The 16,163-nt window shown below is 71.8% G+C and carries 15 protein-coding genes and 1 pseudogene; 8 read left to right on the forward strand and 8 right to left on the reverse strand.

The features are described from left to right. Nucleotides 1-173: 173 nt before the first annotated feature. Together IM697_RS15960 and IM697_RS15965 are read right to left on the reverse strand one after the other, a co-directional pair. Entirely contained in the window at nucleotides 174-380 is a 207-nt protein-coding gene (locus IM697_RS15960) for a DUF5999 family protein (protein ID WP_194048343.1), read from the reverse strand. Between the two features lie 496 nt (nucleotides 381-876). Continuing rightward, entirely contained in the window at nucleotides 877-1,479 is a 603-nt protein-coding gene (locus IM697_RS15965; RefSeq protein WP_194048344.1) for a hypothetical protein, read from the reverse strand. A gap of 552 nt (nucleotides 1,480-2,031) precedes the next feature. On the opposite strand from IM697_RS15965, the gene IM697_RS15970 reads away from it, so the two are divergent. Continuing rightward, nucleotides 2,032-3,549, forward strand: coding sequence for a glutamate-cysteine ligase family protein (locus IM697_RS15970; protein ID WP_194048345.1), 1,518 nt, complete (start codon nucleotides 2,032-2,034; stop codon nucleotides 3,547-3,549). 337 nt (nucleotides 3,550-3,886) lie between these two features. On the opposite strand, the gene IM697_RS15975 is transcribed toward IM697_RS15970, so the two are convergent. From IM697_RS15975 to IM697_RS15985, 3 genes are all read right to left on the reverse strand, one after another. Next, a complete protein-coding gene (locus tag IM697_RS15975; protein WP_194048346.1) occupies nucleotides 3,887-5,080 on the reverse strand; it encodes an RNA polymerase sigma factor in 1,194 nt (397 codons plus the stop codon). Continuing rightward, nucleotides 5,073-5,495 carry a YciI family protein gene (locus IM697_RS15980; protein WP_194049729.1) on the reverse strand — a complete coding sequence of 141 codons (423 nt, stop codon included), beginning with the start codon at nucleotides 5,493-5,495 and terminating at the stop codon, nucleotides 5,073-5,075. Before IM697_RS15980 ends, IM697_RS15975 begins: the two co-directional genes overlap by 8 nt. 121 nt (nucleotides 5,496-5,616) lie before the next feature. Continuing rightward, nucleotides 5,617-7,389, reverse strand: coding sequence for a substrate-binding and VWA domain-containing protein (locus IM697_RS15985; protein WP_194048347.1), 1,773 nt, complete (start codon nucleotides 7,387-7,389; stop codon nucleotides 5,617-5,619). 194 nt (nucleotides 7,390-7,583) lie between these two features. Here IM697_RS15985 and IM697_RS15990 point away from each other — a divergent pair, with 194 nt between their 5' ends. Next, the gene (locus IM697_RS15990) at nucleotides 7,584-8,384 is read left to right on the forward strand and encodes a CPBP family intramembrane glutamic endopeptidase (protein ID WP_194048348.1); all 801 of its coding nucleotides are present in this window, start codon (nucleotides 7,584-7,586) and stop codon (nucleotides 8,382-8,384) included. 87 nt (nucleotides 8,385-8,471) lie between these two features. Here IM697_RS15990 and IM697_RS15995 read toward each other — a convergent pair whose 3' ends face one another. Beyond that, on the reverse strand, nucleotides 8,472-9,281 hold the full coding sequence (locus IM697_RS15995; RefSeq protein ID WP_194048349.1) for a PhzF family phenazine biosynthesis protein: 810 nt from the start codon (nucleotides 9,279-9,281) through the stop codon (nucleotides 8,472-8,474). Nucleotides 9,282-9,456: 175 nt separating this feature from the next. On the opposite strand from IM697_RS15995, the gene IM697_RS16000 reads away from it, so the two are divergent. The 3 genes and pseudogenes from IM697_RS16000 to IM697_RS16010 all read left to right on the forward strand — a co-directional run bounded on the left by IM697_RS16000 (nucleotide 9,457) and on the right by IM697_RS16010 (nucleotide 12,256). Then, nucleotides 9,457-10,248: a methyltransferase domain-containing protein gene (locus IM697_RS16000; protein WP_194048350.1), complete on the forward strand. Its 792-nt coding sequence runs from the start codon at nucleotides 9,457-9,459 to the stop codon at nucleotides 10,246-10,248. Between the two features lie 579 nt (nucleotides 10,249-10,827). Next, nucleotides 10,828-11,130, forward strand: a pseudogene (locus IM697_RS16005) (acyl-CoA dehydrogenase family protein); the annotation flags it as partial. A gap of 502 nt (nucleotides 11,131-11,632) precedes the next feature. Beyond that, the gene (locus IM697_RS16010; RefSeq protein ID WP_194048351.1) at nucleotides 11,633-12,256 is read left to right on the forward strand and encodes a PadR family transcriptional regulator; all 624 of its coding nucleotides are present in this window, start codon (nucleotides 11,633-11,635) and stop codon (nucleotides 12,254-12,256) included. A gap of 70 nt (nucleotides 12,257-12,326) precedes the next feature. On the opposite strand, the gene IM697_RS16015 is transcribed toward IM697_RS16010, so the two are convergent. Continuing rightward, nucleotides 12,327-12,758, reverse strand: coding sequence for a type II toxin-antitoxin system Rv0910 family toxin (locus IM697_RS16015; protein ID WP_194048352.1), 432 nt, complete (start codon nucleotides 12,756-12,758; stop codon nucleotides 12,327-12,329). 126 nt (nucleotides 12,759-12,884) lie between these two features. Then, nucleotides 12,885-13,052, reverse strand: a complete 168-nt coding sequence (locus IM697_RS16020; protein WP_194048353.1) for a hypothetical protein — start codon at nucleotides 13,050-13,052, stop codon at nucleotides 12,885-12,887. Nucleotides 13,053-13,291: 239 nt separating this feature from the next. On the opposite strand from IM697_RS16020, the gene IM697_RS16025 reads away from it, so the two are divergent. The 3 genes from IM697_RS16025 (at nucleotide 13,292) to IM697_RS16035 (ending at nucleotide 16,134) form a co-directional block, all read left to right on the forward strand. Then, a complete protein-coding gene (locus IM697_RS16025) occupies nucleotides 13,292-13,852 on the forward strand; it encodes a Clp protease N-terminal domain-containing protein (RefSeq protein ID WP_194048354.1) in 561 nt (186 codons plus the stop codon). A 143-nt stretch (nucleotides 13,853-13,995) separates the two neighbouring features. Then, nucleotides 13,996-15,000, forward strand: a complete 1,005-nt coding sequence (locus IM697_RS16030) for an EamA family transporter (protein ID WP_194048355.1) — start codon at nucleotides 13,996-13,998, stop codon at nucleotides 14,998-15,000. A 177-nt stretch (nucleotides 15,001-15,177) separates the two neighbouring features. Beyond that, nucleotides 15,178-16,134, forward strand: a complete 957-nt coding sequence (locus IM697_RS16035) for a DMT family transporter (RefSeq protein ID WP_194048356.1) — start codon at nucleotides 15,178-15,180, stop codon at nucleotides 16,132-16,134. The last annotated feature ends 29 nt before the right edge of the window (nucleotides 16,135-16,163 follow it).

The following is a 16,163-nucleotide window of genomic DNA, read 5'->3' on the forward strand; positions in this document are numbered from 1 at the left end:
TCGGTACGAGGGTCGCCCGTGACGCACGGTGAACTACGGTGCGTGAGCGGCCCCGGACACACGTCGGGGCCGGCTCGCAGTCAGGGTCTGCGACCGGCCCCTGGGAGTACGCCGGGCGTCCGTCGTGCCGCCCGGTGGCGCAGGGCCTGACCGGCGTGGTCCGCCGGCGGGCGCTACGCGGCCGTCATCACCTTGCCGGTGCCCAGCGGACGGTGCGGGGCGATGATCTGGCCGTCGGGCAGGAGCTCACCGGTGTCCTCGAAGAGCAGAACGCCGTTGCACAGCAGACTCCATCCCTGCTCCGGGTGGTGCGCCACGAGACGGGCGGACTCCCGGTCGGCGGAGTGGGCTGAGGGACACGGTGGCTGGTGCTGGCACATGGATGGGATCTTTCGCTCTGTCGTGATCTCTGAGATGGCTGTGGTGTCTGTTTCGCGGCGTGAAGCTTCGTTCATGGCCGCCCCCCGTTGTGATAAGTCGGTCGGAACCCAGTGTTGCCCCACGGGCGTCAATCCGCAGGGATTTCGCAGCACAGCTTTCTTACAGGTTGATGACGCTTCACCCGCGCGGATGGTTCATCCCAACTCCACTGTCACTTCGGGTGGTTCGCAGTGGTCGGATAGGGCTAGTCCGTGCGGGCCCCGGGGGCTTGGAGGCTCGTTCGAGCGTATTGTCGCTCGTGCGAGCGAAGCCTTTCTCGCGCTTTCGTCTTTTCGCGCTCAGGCGAGTGCTTTCTCGCTCGTACGAGTGCTTTACGGCTCGTGTGTACGTGTTTCCTGTTGTCCGATACGAGCCTAATCCCATCGCCGGACAGTGGCGTACCCCGCCACCCGGAAAGGGGCGGCGGGGTACGTGGGCGCTCGCGCGGGGGCGCTGTCAGGCGGGGGAGCCGAGCAGCGGGGGCAGGGGCGGCGCCGGGGCCGGGGTCGCCCGGTGGGTGAGCACCGGGAGCAGCTCGGCGACCCGGTGCGGCACATGGGCCGCGATGCCGGGCGGGGCCGGGGCCAGCGGCACCAGGATGTCGGCGGTGTCGGGGTGCCCGGTGGCGCTGTCCGCGGTGCAGTCGCCGTGCAGCCAGAGGGCGAGCATGTACAGGCCGGGGAACGACAGCAGGCGCGGCTGGTAGGGCTGGGTGATCGTCTCGGCCTGCTGCAGTGCGCGTTCGGTCGAGGTGATGTACGGCCCCTCGAAGAAGTGCGAGAAGGCCCAGCCGTCGGGGGTCAGACGGGTCTCGGCCGCGGCCACCGCGCGGTCGCCGCACCGGATCAGGAAGCGCCAGCCGGCCAGCCGGGTCGCGGACATGCCCGCCGGGGTGATCTCGTCCAGGACGTGGACGGGCAGCGGGAGTTCGGGTGTGGCGGGCCCCTGGGCGGCGCGCAGCGAGGGTGTTCGGGCTGCGCGGACCGCGGTCGGCGAGCCGAGCGCGGTGAGGACGGAGCGAAGTGCGGGCGCGGGAGCCGGGGGGACATGCAGGGGCATGGTGGGTCGCCTCTCATTCGACAGGCAATGGCGCGAGGGCGGGGCGGACGGCGCTGTCAGCTCACGGAGGTCAGAGAGGCCGGGGGCCGGGGTCTGGGTGCCAAGGGGGATGGGTGAGGCCTGCCGTACGTCACCTGGACGGCAGGTCCGGGACCGCGGGCGCCAACCCTCTGCCTTGATTGCGGAGTTTATACGACGAGTGTTCAGACGGTGTTTCGTCTAACCGCTTTCGGTGCACCCGGCAAGGAGTCAATCGGTCGCCGATATGCGGGAATCATCCCGATTCCCGGGTGGTGCTGCGGCGATGACCTCGGGAAATGCCGTCGGTGCGGTCGGCCAATTCTCGTCGGCATTTTTCACGAGTTCGTGAGCCGTCCGAAACTGCACAGTGCGGCATGCCCGCTGAATGTGCCACCGGTCACATTCGACAGGGTAGCGGGCGCGGGGGCCGCGTGGGACGTTATCGATCGCTTCGGCTGGGCATCATCCAACCTGACCCGGGAGACCGGGCGGCCGGATCCTCGGCCCGCCCATCCGAGGAGGGACGCTTCGATGGGGGAGAAGGTCGTGGCAGGTCGGTTCGATCTGTCCGATCGGCAGCACTACCGCGAGAAGCTGCGGCAGTGCCTGACGGGCCTGGAGCGGCTGCTGGCGGAGAAGCGGTTCGATCGCCCCAAGAACCTCATGGGGCTGGAGATCGAATTGAACATCACCGGCTCCGACGGTATGCCGAGAATGTTGAACGCGCAGGTACTGGAGCGCATCGCGAGCCGCGATTTCCAAACAGAACTCGCCATGTTCAATCTGGAAGTCAACATAGCCCCACATCGATTGCAGGGGCGGGTATTCGACCGGCTGGCCGAGGAACTCCGCACGTCCCTGGCATATGCCGACCGAAAAGCGGGCGAGGTCGACGCGGGAATCGTGATGATCGGCATTCTGCCGACACTCGACCGGGACGACCTGGTCTCCTCCAACCTCTCCGACGTCGATCGCTACGTCCTCCTCAACGACCAGATCGTGGCCGCCCGCGGCGAGGACTTCACCCTCGACATCGACGGTGTGGAGCGGCTGAGCTGCACCTCGAAGTCCATAGCCCCCGAGGCCGCCTGCACCTCCGTGCAACTGCACCTCCAGGTCACCCCCGGCCGCTTCGCCGACGTCTGGAACGCCGCGCAGGCGGTCGCCGCCGCGCAGGTCGCCGTCGGCGCCAACTCGCCCTTCCTGTTCGGCCGTGAGCTGTGGCGCGAGTCCCGCCCGCCGCTGTTCCAGCAGTCCACCGACACCCGCCCGCCCGAGCTCCAGGCCCAGGGCGTGCGGCCGCGCACCTGGTTCGGGGAGAAGTGGGTCACCTCGGCGCACGACCTCTTCGAGGAGAACCTGCGCTACTTCCCGGCCCTGCTGCCGATCTGCGACGACGAGGACCCGCTCGACGTCCTCGACTCCGGCGGTGTACCGACACTCGCCGAACTCGTCCTGCACAACGGCACCGTGTACCGCTGGAACCGCCCGGTCTACGGCATCGCCGACGGCGTCCCGCACCTGCGCGTGGAGAACCGCGTGCTGCCCGCCGGGCCCACCATCACGGACGTCATCGCCAACGCGGCCTTCTACTACGGCGTCGTCCGCGCCCTCGCCGAGGAGACGCGGCCGGTGTGGACTCGGCTGCCCTTCGAGGCGGCGGCCGCCAACTTCGACGCGGCGTGCCGGCACGGCATCGACGCCCGGCTGCGCTGGCCGAAGCGCGGGCGCTACGGCGGCACCACCGAGGTCGACGCCGTGAGCCTCGTACGCGACGAACTGCTGCCGCTCGCCGAGGTCGGCCTGGACGCGTGGGGCGTGGAACCGGCCGACCGGGACCTCTACCTGGGCGTCATCGAGGAGCGGTGCCGCAGGCGCATGAACGGCGCGTCCTGGCAGGCGGCCACCTTCCACCGGGCACTGGAGTCGGGCCTGCCCCGAGAGGCGGCCCTGGCGGCGACGACACGGCGATACCGCGAGCTGATGCATCGGGGGGAGCCGGTGCACATGTGGCCGGTGGGGTTGCTGGAGCCGGTGCCGTTGGGGTGAGGGGCGGATCCTGCCGGGGTGAACCGCCCCGCGAGTGCCGCCCGTCAGGTTTGCCGGCTCCATGGTGAGGCTGCTTGGGGTGCAGCTGTGGTGTCGGTGTGGTGAGCGGTGGGGGCGTGTGGCCGTTCTTCGGGTGGGCCGTCAGAGGGGGCGTGGCCGTTCTTCGGGTAGTCGTGCGGGTGCTGGTTGTCGGCTGCGCCGGGTTGTGTTGAGTCGGGCCGCTCGGCGGGTGGGGGAGTCGTGCTTGGTGGGGGGCGTCTGTGAGGCTGCTTGGGGTGCAGCTGTGGTGTCGGTGTGGTGAGCGGTGGGGGCGTGTGGCCGTTCTTCGGGTGGGCCGTCAGAGGGGGCGTGGCCGTTCTTCGGGTAGTCGTGCGGGTGCTGGTTGTCGGCTGCGTAGGGTCGTGTTGAGTCGGGCCGCCTGGCGGGTCAGGTAGTCGCGCTCGGCCAGGTTGGAGGCCCTCTGGGCCGCCTCGGCGTACAGGCGGGCCGCTGTCGTGAGGTCGCCGTCGCGTTCGTGGAGGTAGGCCGCCGCCGCGGTGTGGCGGGGCAGGGAGTCGGGCAGTTCCGCGAGTGCCGTCAGGCCGGCGCGCGGGCCGTCGGCCTCGCCGATCGCGACCGCGCGGTTGAGCCGGACGACCGGGCTGTCGGTGAGGGCGGCGAGTTCGTCGTACCACTCGACGATCTGCACCCAGTCGGTCTCCTCGGCGGTGGGCGCGTCGGCGTGCAGGGCGGCGATGGCGGCCTGGGCCTGGAACTCGCCCAGGCGGTCGCGGGCGAGGGCCGACTGGAGGATCTCGATGCCCTCGGCGATCGACTTGGTGTCCCAGCGGCCGCGGTCCTGCTCGGCGAGGGGGACCAGACTGCCGTCCGGGGCCGTGCGGGAGGCGCGTCGGGCGTGATGGAGCAGCATCAGGGCGAGCAGGCCCGACACCTCGGGGTGGTCGATCGTGGCCGCGAGCTGCCGGGTGAGCCGGATGGCCTCGGCGGCGAGGTCGACGTCGCCGGAGTAGCCCTCGTTGAAGACCAGGTACAGCACGCGCAGGACCGTCGCGACATCGCCCGGCCGGTCGAAACGGACGCCGGAGACCGTGCGCTTGGCCCGGCTGATGCGCTGCGCCATGGTCGCCTCGGGCACCAGGTAGGCCTGGGCGATCTGCCGGGTGGTGAGACCGCCGACGGCACGCAGTGTGAGCGCGACCGCGGACGACGGGCTCAGTGAGGGGTGGGCGCACAGGAAGTAGAGCTGGAGCGTGTCGTCGACCGAGGGCGTGGGTCCCGGGGCCGGCTCCTCGTCGACGCGGTCCTCACGCCGGCGGCGGGCCGTGTCCGCCCGCGTCGCGTCGAGGAACTTGCGCCAGGCGACGGTGATCAGCCAGCCCTTGGGGTCGTGCGGCTGCTCGTCCGGCCAGACGCGGACCGCCTCGACCAGCGCGTCCTGCACCGCGTCCTCGGCCGCCGCGAAGTCGGCTCCGCGGCGGACGAGGACGGTGAGCACGCTCGGTGTGAGGCCTCTGAGCAAGGCCTCATTCATGGGCGATGCACTCCTCGCCGGTGGGATGCGCGGTCAGGAACGGGCGCAGCTCCAGCCACTCGTGGATCGGCTTCCCGCCAGCTCCCGGGGCGGCCGACAGCTCACCGGCCAGCTCGACGGCACGCTCATGGCTGTCGACGTCGATCACCATCCAGCCGGCGATGAGGTCCTTGGTCTCGGCGAACGGCCCGTCGGTGACCGGCGGGCGCCCCTCACCGTCGTACCGCACCCACGATCCCTCGGGAGCGAGCGCCTGACCGTCCACGAACTCGCCGGTCTTCTCCAGCCGGGCCGCGAAGTCGTTCATGTACTGCACATGCGCGGAGATCTCCTCCGGCGTCCACTGGTCCATCGGCACGTCGTTCACGGCCGCCGGGGCGCCGCGGTAGTGCTTCAGCAGCAGGTACTTGGCCATCGTGGTCTCCTCGACGCTGGTGCGACCCATTGTGGTCGCGTTCACCACGGGGACGGAGCCGGACACGGGATCTCGACATCGCCGCGGGGAATTGCCCAGAGATTTTTTCCGCTGAGCCGGCTCAGCCCTGCCCGTCCCGTGACGCCGCCTCCACGATCGCCTTGAGGATCACCGACTGGATCTGCGACGGGTCGCTCACCTCATGGCCCGAGCCGCCCGTGGCCTCGGCGATACGGTTCGCCTCCTCGCGGTCGGCGTCCGGACCGACGGCGATCATGATGAGGGGCACCGGGCGTTCGGGGTTGGTGAGGCGCTCCAGCTGGGCGACGAGGTCGGCGCGCGAGACGCTGCCCGGGTCCTCGTTCCGGCCGTCGGTGAGGATGACCAGCGCGTTGAACTTGCCCTCGGCGTACGAGCCGGTCGCCGCCCTGTACGCGGCGAGCGTCGTGTCGTACAGCCCCGTCGCACCGTTCGGCACCGGCGCCAGGTCGCCGAACGCCGCCGACAGCCGGTCGCGCTGGGTGCCCGTGCCCTTGCGGTCGCCGAGCCGCTCGGTCGGCACCAGGACGCGGTAGTCCTTGGCGCCGTCCAGCTTGGTGGAGAAGTCCCACAGGCCGATCTCGTCCTCGGCCGTGAACGTGGCGAGGGCCCGCTGCAGCGCCGCCTTGGTGACGTCCATCCGGGACCGCCCGCTGCCCGGCACCGGCTCGGACATGGAGGCGGAGGCGTCCACCACTGTGGTGATGCGCGCGCTCTGCACGGTGATCGTCCACACCCCGAGGGTCTCCTGGAGCGCGACCGCGGAGGCCGGCCGGGCCGCGGGCTCCGCATACGGCTGCGGACCGCTGCCGCCGGCCCCCGCGACCAGCGCGTCCGGCACCTCGTCGTCGGACGTGCGGAAGCCGTGCCGCTCCAGCAGCCGCCGCTGCGGGGGATCGTCGAGGTAGCTCATGAACCGGATCGCGGCCCGGCTCTGGTCGGTGGTCAGCCCCGTCTGTTCGAGCAGGGCGTACGGGTAGTCGAGCCGGGGCGAGCCGTCCTTCGGATAGAAGAAGTCCAGGCTCCTGTCGCCGTCCGCCGCGGTGTTGTACGCGTACGCCGCCTGCTCGCTGACCACCAGCGCCTGGTTGCGCCTCGGATTGCCCTGCTCGGTGCCCGAGGAGTCGCGCGGCAGGGTGTCCAGTACCTGGCCGTCGCTGTCCGAGATGCGCTGCGACAGGGCCTTCATCATCGCCGCGGCCTGAGTGTCCCCGCCCTCGACCCCGGCGGCGGCCGTGCTCAGCCGGGTCAGGGCGAGCAGGCCGGTGGCGCTCCGCGCGGGATCGGCCGCGCCGAGCCGGAGCGAGTTGTCGCGCAGCGCGGCACCGGCCAGCTCCAGCCAGCCGTACGTCTTCTCCGGCCAGCCCAGCGACTTCGCGACCGTGGGCTCCATCGCCACTCCGACCGGGGTGGAGGCGACATGGCCCACCGTGGAGACGTCGGCCGTGCCGCCGGTCGCCGTGAGCCGCTGCAGCCACACCTCCGAGTCCGGCACCCACACCTCGGCACCGGGGTCCTTGCCCGCCAGCAGCGTGTCCGTGACCTTGTACGGCTCGCGCGCGCTCACCGTGACGGCGACGCACCGCCCGTCGGAGGTGAGGTCCGCCTCCCGGGCGCGCTTCGCCGCGGACTCGAGGGCGGGGGCCAGATCGGGCGAGGCGGCCAGGGTCAGCCGTACCGGGTCGTCCTGGCAGGAGGAGCCGAACGACAGCAGTCCTCCTCTGACCGCGGCGGCCGTACCGCCCGCGACGGCCAGAACGAGGACCGTGGCGATCGCGACCGTACGGCGTCGTGCCCGTCGACGGGGGTCGCTGGCGCCCGCCCCATACTGATCGGGCAAGCTGTGACGTCCCATGTCGGTCGTGCCCCTCCCTGTCGCCCTGCTGAACCACGCGCCGGAATCCGGCCGTATGGCAGGCAGAGGGGCGGTACGCCCCGTACGGCGCCCGTCCCCCCAACGGCTTGTCGCGCACGGTCTTCGTAACTGCTTTCGAGACCCTAGCGGGGCGACGATGAGGATGAGGCGGGATTACTCAACTGGAGGCAGGTGTGCAGGGCGAGGCAGGCCCCGTGGCCGAATCTTTTCCGCATGAGCGGCCCTCGCGACGGATCTTCCGTGATGAGACGCTGCTCGTTCTGGGGCTTTCGCTCGGTGCGAGCGGTGTGTCCGCCCTCATCAGTTTTGTCGGTTCCGTCACCAAACCGGGCGGCCTCAAGGACCAGGCCGCCACCCTCAACGCCTCGGCCGCACCGGGCCGCCCCTGGCTGGATCTCGCCTGGCAGCTCTTCGGAATCACCACCGCGCTGGTGCCCGTCGCGCTGGTCGCGCACTTCCTGCTGCGCGAGGGCGAGAGCCTGCGCACCCTCGGCTTCGACCGCACCCGCCCCTGGCCCGACCTCGGCCGCGGCGCGCTGATCGCGGCGGTGATCGGCAGCACCGGAATCGCCTTCTACCTGGCCGCTCGCGGACTCGGCTTCAACCTCACCGTGGTCCCCGAGGCGCTGCCCGCGGTGTGGTGGAAGTACCCGGTACTGATCCTGTCCGCGCTCCAGAACGCGATCCTCGAAGAGGTCATCGTCGTCGGATATCTGCTGCGCCGACTGGGCCAGTTGGGCTGGACGCCCGGCACCGCGCTGGTGGCCAGTTCCGTACTGCGCGGCTCGTACCACCTCTACCAGGGCATCGGGGGCTTCCTCGGCAACATGGCGATGGGCGTGGTCTTCGTGTACCTGTACCGGCGGTGGGGCCGGGTGGGGCCACTGGTTGTGGCGCATTCCCTGCTGGACATAGGGGCGTTCGTCGGTTATGCGCTGCTCGCCGGCAAGGTGGACTGGCTGCCGACGGCGTGAGCGACGCCGAAGGGGCGGCGGGGGCGGCGGGGGGTGTACGACGGTCTCGTACACCCTGTCGTCGTTGTCTCGGACGCTTTAGGCGCTCTAGGCGATCAACTCCCCCTCGATGACGGTCACGGCACGCCCGCTCAGCAGCGTGCGGTCGTCGCGGAGCTCCGTGCGGACGCGGCCGGAGCGGCGGGAGGCCTGAAGGCCGGTGAGCTCGGCCCGGCCCAGGCGCTCGGACCAGAAGGGGGCGAGGGCCGTGTGGGCGCTGCCGGTGACCGGGTCCTCGTCGATGCCGACGTTCGGGAAGAAGCAGCGGGAGAGGAAGTCGTAGCCGCCGGCGGGGTCCTCGGCGCGGGCGGTGGCGATGATGCCGCGCCGCGAGTACGCGCCGAGGGCCTTCAGGTCCGGGGCCAGGCCGTGGACCGTCTTCTCGTCGGCGAGTTCGACGAGCAGGTCACCGACGTTCGGCCCGGTGTCGAAGGCACCGAGCGGCTCGGCCCCCAGCGCCTCCGCGACGCCGTCCGGGACCTCGACTGGCGTCAGGGGGGCGGTGGGGAAGTCGAGCGTGATCGAGCCGTCCTCGCGGGGCGTGGCGACGAGGACTCCACTGCGGGTGGCGAACCGCACGGTCCCGTCGTGCGCACCGGTGCTGTGCAGCACATGGGCCGTGGCGAGCGTGGCGTGCCCGCACATCGCCACCTCGGCGACCGGCGTGAACCACCGCAGCGCCCAGTCGGCCTCCCCACCCTCGGGCAACCGGTGCGCGAACGCCGTCTCGGCGTGATTGACCTCCATGGCCACGTTCTGGAGCCAGCCGTCCTCCGGGAACCCGTCCAGCAGCAGGACCCCGGCCGGGTTGCCGGTGAAGGGACGGTCGGCGAAGGCGTCAACGATTCGAATCCGCATGTCGCTGACGGTAGGGGGTGCGGGGAGGGGGCGGCCAAGGCCAATTCGGGGGTGCTGGACCGATTTCGCACGGCAGGATTGCCCCGCGCCCCGAGGGCTGCGCCCCATGCCCCGCGCCCTGGCGTGTGGCCCGATCCGCGCCCCCTCCCTATGCTCGATTCCAGGAGAGACCGACGTGACCGACTACTCGTTGACCCTCAGCGATCAGGAGATCGAGCGCTACCGGCTCATGGCCCAGGCCGCCGAGCACAGGGAGCGTGAGCTGTGGGGTGTCGCCGGGGCGGTCCCCGGTGCGCGGATCGCCGACGTGGGATGCGGGCCCGGTGCGGTCTCGGTGCGGCTGGCGGCCCTCGTCGCTCCGGACGGTGCCGTCTGGGCCGTCGACCGTGACGACGACGCCCTGGCCGTCGCGGCGGCCCTCGCCGAACGCTCCGCAGTGCCGGTGCACACCAGCGTCGGGTCCGCCGACGCCACCGGGTTGCCCGAGGGCACCTTCGACCTCGTGATGCTCCGGCACGTCCTGGCCCACAACGGCGGCCACGAGCAGGCGATCGTCGACCATCTGGCCACGCTGGCCAGGCCCGGCGGCACGGTCTACCTCGTCGACATCGACGCGAGCAGCTTCCGTCTGCGGGGCGCGCCCGGCGAGTTCGACGAGATGGACGAGCGGTACCGCGCGATGCACCGACGGCGCGGCAACGACCTCTCCGTCGGCACCCGGCTGGACGAACTGCTCACCGCGGCCGGACTGGAGGTCGTCGCCTTCGAGGGGCACACCGACGTCCTGACGCCGCCGCCCGGGATGCGCGGTCCCGCCTGGGCCGCCCGCGACGCCCTGGTCGCCGAGGGCCTGGCCACACCGGACGACATCGCCCGCTGGGACGAGGCCTTCGAACGGGCCGAGCCGACCCGGAGCGGGCTCCGCTTCTTCGCCGCGTCCTTCGTCGCCGTCGGCCGGCGTGCCTGACGCCCGGCGGGGTGGGCCTCGCGGTGGGTGGCGACGCGCAGTGCGGCGTGGTCGTCGGTGGGCGTGCCCTCGGCGAGGAGGTGCTCGCCCACGAACGCCGGGTGGTGCAGCCGGTAGGACAGTGAGCGCACCTGCCGACCCGGCGCGGCGCGGCGCACCAGCTCCAGCATCAGCAGGGCCAGCAGCGGGCCGTGCACGACGAGGCCGGGGTAGCCCTCCACGTCACGGCAGTACGGGGTGTCGTAGTGGACGCGGTGGGCGTCGGTGGTGAGCGCGCTGAACCGGAACAGCAGGGTCTCGGTCGGCCGGAGGCGCAGCCGCCACGGCTCTTGCGGCTTCGGTACGGCCGAGTCGTCGAACTCGGCCGGGTGCCGGCTGGTGGCGGCGTCGCCCGACCGGTAGACGATGTCCTGCTCCTCGACCAGGCGGACGCGGCCGCGCTGCCGGAGCTCCTGGCGCTCGGTGACGAACAGCCGCTCACCGCTGCGGCCCCGCTCGGGGGTGACGGCGGCCAGGCTGCTGACGCGCTCGGTCGGCTCGCCGAGACGCAGACGCGCGGCGATCTCGCAGCGTCCGCCGGCGAACATGGCGACGTCCCTCACCGCCGCACGGCAACTCACCCTCTACGCGGCCCGCGAGGCCGACGCCGGACGCCGGGTGGACATGGAGGCCGGCATGGCCAAGCTCTCCGCCTCGGAGACGGCGATGCAGATCGCCCTCAACGCCGTCCGGATCCACGGCGGTCACGGCTACTCGACCGAGTCCGACGTCGAACGCTACTTCCGTGACGCCCCGTTGATGGTCGTCGGCGAGGGCACCAACGAGATCCAGCGGAACGTCATCGCGAGCCGGCTGGTCGAGCGAGGGGGACTCGACGCCTGAGGCGGGCCCGAGCCACCTGTCACGCCCGCTCGCCGGGGCGCAGGGCGACGGCCCGACGCAGCGCCTCCCGGCCTGCCGGGACAGCGCCTCCCGGCAGGCCGGGATCGCGGGGTGCCGGCTGCCGCCGCGGCGTACGACCGTGAAGACGCGGCCGCTACCTGGTGTTCCTGGGCGCACGGGCACTGTGGCAGCACCGCCACGAGGGGGCCGCCGAGCCGGGGACGAACGCCCCCTCCGCCGTCGGAAGCCCGTGGCGGACCGGCCTGATCAGCAACGTCCTCAACCTGTCCCGGGCCGACACGTCCTCGAACGCCCCCGGATCCACCGTGCCCTCGGCTCGGGCGGCGGACCACGGGAGTCGGGCTGATCGGCCTGGGCCTGGTCGTGGCGACCACTGCCCTGCGCCCGGGCCCGCCATCTCGCCCCGCCCCTTGCTAAGCGAACTGTTCCGATATATCGTTGAGCCATCGCGACAGATCAACGATGGAATGGAGTGATTGGGATGCGTTCCCATGGATTCGAGCGTGGGCACGGTGGACACGGTCAGCACGGGCGAGGTGGCTTCGAGGAGCGGCTTCGCGGTGCCTTCGGGCCGTTCGGTCCGGGTGGTGGCGGCCCCGGCTTCGGTGGGCCCGGGTTCGGGCCCGGCCCCTGGGGGCCCAGGGGTCGAGGCGGGCCTCGGGGGAGGGCGCGGCGGGGTGATGTGCGGGCGTCGATCCTCGCCCTGCTGAAGGACCGCCCCATGCACGGCTACGAGATGATCCAGGAGATCGCCGAGCGCAGCGGCGGGGCGTGGAAGCCCAGCCCCGGCTCGGTGTACCCCACCCTCCAGCTGCTGGAGGACGAGGGCCTGATCGCCAGCGAGACCGAGGGCGGCAAGAAGCTGTTCTCGCTCACCGAGCCGGGCCGCGAGGCGGCCGAGGCCGGTCCCGAGGCGCCCTGGGAGGAAGCCTCCCGTGGCGTCGACTGGGAGGCCCTCGGTGAGATCCGCCAGGCCGGCTTCGGGCTGATGGAGGCCTTCGGGCAGGTCTGGAAGACGGGCAGCAAGGACCAGCGCGACAAGGCGCTGGCCGTCATCAACGACGCCCGCAAGAAGCTGTACCTGATCCTCGCCGACGAGGACTGACCCGCCGTAGGTGAAGGCGCCCCGCGGAACACACCGCGGGGCGCCTTCGCCATGCCGTCGGCGGGGGCGTTCAGGTCACCAGGCCCGCCAGCTTGCGCAGCGACTCGTTCAGCGCCGCCGTCGCCGAGTCCTTGAGCTTGCCCGCCATCAGCGACACCGCCGCGCCCGTGAACTCGCCGTCGATGCGCACCGCCGTGGCGCCGTCCCCCTCCGGGGTGAGCGTGTAGCGGGTGGCCACGGTCACCGCCATCGGGCCCTTGCCGCGAATCGCCAGCACCCGCGCCGGGTCCAGTTCCTCGATGGTCCACTCGACCTCGGCCGGGAACCCCATCAGCTTCATGTTCTCCTGGAAGGTCCCGCCCACCTCGAGCGCCGTGGGGCCGCCGCCCGGGAAGCTGGTGTGGGTCGCGTTCCACTGGCCGTACGCCGACCAGTCCGTCAGCTGTGCCCAGATCTTCTCGGCCGGCGCCTCGATGCGTGCCTCCGCGCTGACTTCGGCCATGCGACCACCCCTTCGTCTCGGGCTACGGTGTCGCGGAACGTAGCCGTGGGGGCCGGAACATTCAATACTGATGAACCGTCAGGAAATGTGGAGGTGCGTGCTCGTCGCGGCGAGCGGTCCCGTGGCTCAGCCCACGAGCCGGATCACCGCCGCGTCGAACAGATCCCACGCCCTCGGGAGCGCGCCCTCCTCATGGCAGTGCCACGCCTCCCAGAACAGGTCGGCGAGCAGGGCGTCCTCCGGGGCGTACACCCGGTAGACGTACTGTCTGCCGTCGACCGCGGGCAACGCCACCAGCCAGCACCTGCTCTCCGTGTCCCCGCGGGACCTCTCCATGCCCCTGTGGACGTACGACGCGGCGCGACGGTTGCGAACGGAGCGCACCGCAAGACGGCGCGCGCCCCTCGGGGTCGTTCGGCCTGATCTCATCCGTAAGGAGGAGATTCCGGCCCGCGGAGTCCACTTCGTGTGGGACGCCGAAATGCTTCCCCTCGGGGATGACTCGGCTCGATGAGGCTGATGGGGTAAGGGATGTGCAACCCCGTATCCCCCGGCAGTCGGCCCAGGAACAGGACTGCCGGCGCCCGGACGCCCCGTCGGACGCCGCCACGCTCAGCGACGAGCTGGCTGCGGTGGTCTCCGGTGCCCGCCGTCGGGCGACCAGGGACGGGGACCGGCAGATCGACACGGCCCATCTGCTGCACTCACTGCTGGAGCACGACCCGGACGTCTACGCCGTCTTCGGCGAGGGACCCCAGATCGCCCGCCTGCTCGGCTACCTCGTCCAGCGCACCATCGGCTACGGCCTGCGCTGGCAGGGCACCGTCGAGGACTCCGGCGCCGTACCCGTGGTGATGCACGGGGAGGGCTTCTCCCCGCTGGCCGCGAGCGCCATGGAGCACGCCTGCCGACGCGCCGCCGAGCGGGGTGATACGCAGGCCCGCGGCGTCGACCTGCTCGCGTCGATCGTGGTCGACCCGCAGGCGCGCGCCGTCGAGGTGCTCGCCCGCGCCGGGATCGACGCGGACACCGTGCGCACCCGCGTCGACGAACACCGCGACGAGTACGTCTCCGGCGGCGAAACCGCCCGCTAGGCCCCCTTCCGCTCTTGCCCCCTTCCGCTCTCCCCCCGCCGGTCAGGAATCCGAACCTGAGGTGAGCCGTCCTGCCGTGCGGCCGTCCACACCGCGAGACAGGTGTCAAAGGGGGTGACGCTCATGACATCGCCTGTCATCATGTGCCGGTGCGTAAGTCTGAGAGCGGTCACGTCGGCCGCGGCAAGGGTGTCGGGCTGGGTCTGGCGATCGGGTCGGCGGTCGCCTTCGGCGGTTCCGGTGTCGCGGCCAAGCCGCTGATCGAGGCGGGACTCGACCCGCTCCATGTGGTGTGGCTGCGGGTGGCCGGCGCCGCCCTCGTGATGCTGCCGCTCGCCGTGCGTCACCGTGCCCTGCTGCGCAGCCGTCCCGCGCTGCTCGCCGGGTTCGGCCTGCTCGGCGTGGCCGGGGTGCAGGCGTTCTACTTCGCCTCGCTGTCCCGCATACCCGTCGGCGTCGCGCTGCTCGTCGAGTACCTGGCGCCCGCACTCGTCCTCGGCTGGGTGCGGTTCGTGCAGCGGCGGCCGGTCACGCGCGCCGCGGCCGTCGGCGTGGTCCTCGCGGTCGGTGGCCTCGCCTGCGTCGTCGAGGTCTGGGCGGGGCTGAGCTTCGACGCCCTCGGACTCCTCCTCGCGCTCGGCGCCGCCTGCTGCCAGGTCGGCTACTTCGTCCTGTCCGACCAAGGCCGCGACTCCGCCGGCCAGGCACCCGACCCGCTCGGCGTCATCGCCTACGGCCTGCTGGTCGGAGCCGCCGTCCTGACCGTCGTGGCCCGCCCCTGGACCATGGACTGGCCGGTCCTCGCGGACACCGCCCACATGAACGGCACGCCGGTCGCGGCCGCCCTGCTGCTGGCCTGGATCGTGCTGATCGCCACGGTGGTCGCGTACGTCACCGGCGTGGTCTCGGTACGACGGCTCTCACCGCAGGTCGCGGGCGTCGTGGCCTGCCTGGAGGCGGTCATCGCGACCGTCCTCGCCTGGTTCCTGCTCGGCGAGCACCTCTCCGCGCCGCAGATCATCGGCGGGGTGGTCGTCCTGGGTGGGGCGTTCATCGCGCAGTCGTCCGCACCCGCCACTACCTCGGCCGAACCGGTGGCGAGCGGTGGCCCGGAGCGTGAGTTGTCCGCCCGCGGAAACGTGGCTTAAGCTCCGCAATCATGCCTTCGACACTCGTTCTTCCGCCTCCGGCCGCCTGAGGCGGGCCCTCCGGAACATCGGCCCGGCAGTGCGCCGGGCCGGACGGTGCTGCCCGCAGACGAAGTCCACGGACCCCGCTGAGCCGGGCTCCTCCCAGAACTTCTGCATGTCTGCGGAGAACAACTCGTGTCGAACACCTCTGTCTCCGGCCTGCCCCTCGGGCGAGGCCTCATCTACCTGATCGTCGCCGGTGCCGCCTGGGGCACCGCGGGCGCGGCCGCCTCTCTGGTCTACCGGACCAGCGACATGGGGCCGATCGCCCTGTCCTTCTGGCGCTGCGCGGCCGGCTTCGTGCTGCTGCTCGGCGTCCACCTCCTGCGTCCGCGGCCCCGGCGCACGATCTCCGAACCGCTCGCCCGCAAGGCGGTGCGGGCCGGCGCCACGGGTATCACGCTCGCCGTGTTCCAGACCGCCTACTTCGCCGCCGTGGAGGTCACCGGACTGGCCGTGGGCACCGTGGTCACCCTCGGCGCCGGTCCCGTGTTCATCGCGCTCGGCGCCCGGCTGACGCTGGGGGAGCGGCTCGGGCGCGGAGGCGTCGCGGCGGTGGCCGGTGCGCTCACCGGCCTCGTGGTGCTCACGCTCGGCGGCGGGGGCGCGACCGTACGGCCGTGGGGCGTGCTGCTCGCGCTCGTGTCCGCAGCCGGGTACTGCCTGATGACGCTGCTGGCCCGCAAGTGGGGCCGCGACGGCGGGACCGACGCCGCCGGCACGTCCGTGTGGGCCTTCGCGGTCACCAGCCTGTGCCTGCTGCCGTTCGCCCTGGCCGAGGGGCTCCTGCCGCACGCCGCCGATCCGCTCCGGCTCGGCTGGCTGGTGGCGTACATCGCGACCGTCCCCACGGCTCTCGCGTACGCCCTCTACTTCGCGGGTGCGGCCGTCGTACGGGCGGCCACGGTGTCCGTGATCATGCTGCTCGAGCCGGTCAGCGCGGCGGTGCTCGCCATCGTGCTGCTCGGTGAACACCTGACGGCTCCGACGCTCGCCGGCATCCTGCTGATGCTCGGCTCGGTCGCGGGCCTGGCGGTGGCCGAGACGCGCGGGGCGCGGCGGGAGCGGGAGGGCGAACCGCTGCCGGTGTGACGGCAGAGGGGTCCCACACCGCACGGTGC

It is taken from the genome of Streptomyces ferrugineus, from assembly GCF_015160855.1.
Classification (GTDB): domain Bacteria; phylum Actinomycetota; class Actinomycetes; order Streptomycetales; family Streptomycetaceae; genus Streptomyces; species Streptomyces ferrugineus.

Coding starts and splice junctions, on each gene's coding strand:
- IM697_RS15960 (WP_194048343.1), bottom strand. CDS start 380: ATGTGCCAGCACCAGCCACCGTGTCCCTCAGCCCACTCCGCCGACCGG.
- IM697_RS15965 (WP_194048344.1), bottom strand. CDS start 1,479: ATGCCCCTGCATGTCCCCCCGGCTCCCGCGCCCGCACTTCGCTCCGTC.
- IM697_RS15970 (WP_194048345.1), top strand. CDS start 2,032: ATGGGGGAGAAGGTCGTGGCAGGTCGGTTCGATCTGTCCGATCGGCAG.
- IM697_RS15975 (WP_194048346.1), bottom strand. CDS start 5,080: ATGAATGAGGCCTTGCTCAGAGGCCTCACACCGAGCGTGCTCACCGTC.
- IM697_RS15980 (WP_194049729.1), bottom strand. CDS start 5,495: ATGGCCAAGTACCTGCTGCTGAAGCACTACCGCGGCGCCCCGGCGGCC.
- IM697_RS15985 (WP_194048347.1), bottom strand. CDS start 7,389: ATGGGACGTCACAGCTTGCCCGATCAGTATGGGGCGGGCGCCAGCGAC.
- IM697_RS15995 (WP_194048349.1), bottom strand. CDS start 9,281: ATGCGGATTCGAATCGTTGACGCCTTCGCCGACCGTCCCTTCACCGGC.
- IM697_RS16010 (WP_194048351.1), top strand. CDS start 11,633: ATGCGTTCCCATGGATTCGAGCGTGGGCACGGTGGACACGGTCAGCAC.
- IM697_RS16015 (WP_194048352.1), bottom strand. CDS start 12,758: ATGGCCGAAGTCAGCGCGGAGGCACGCATCGAGGCGCCGGCCGAGAAG.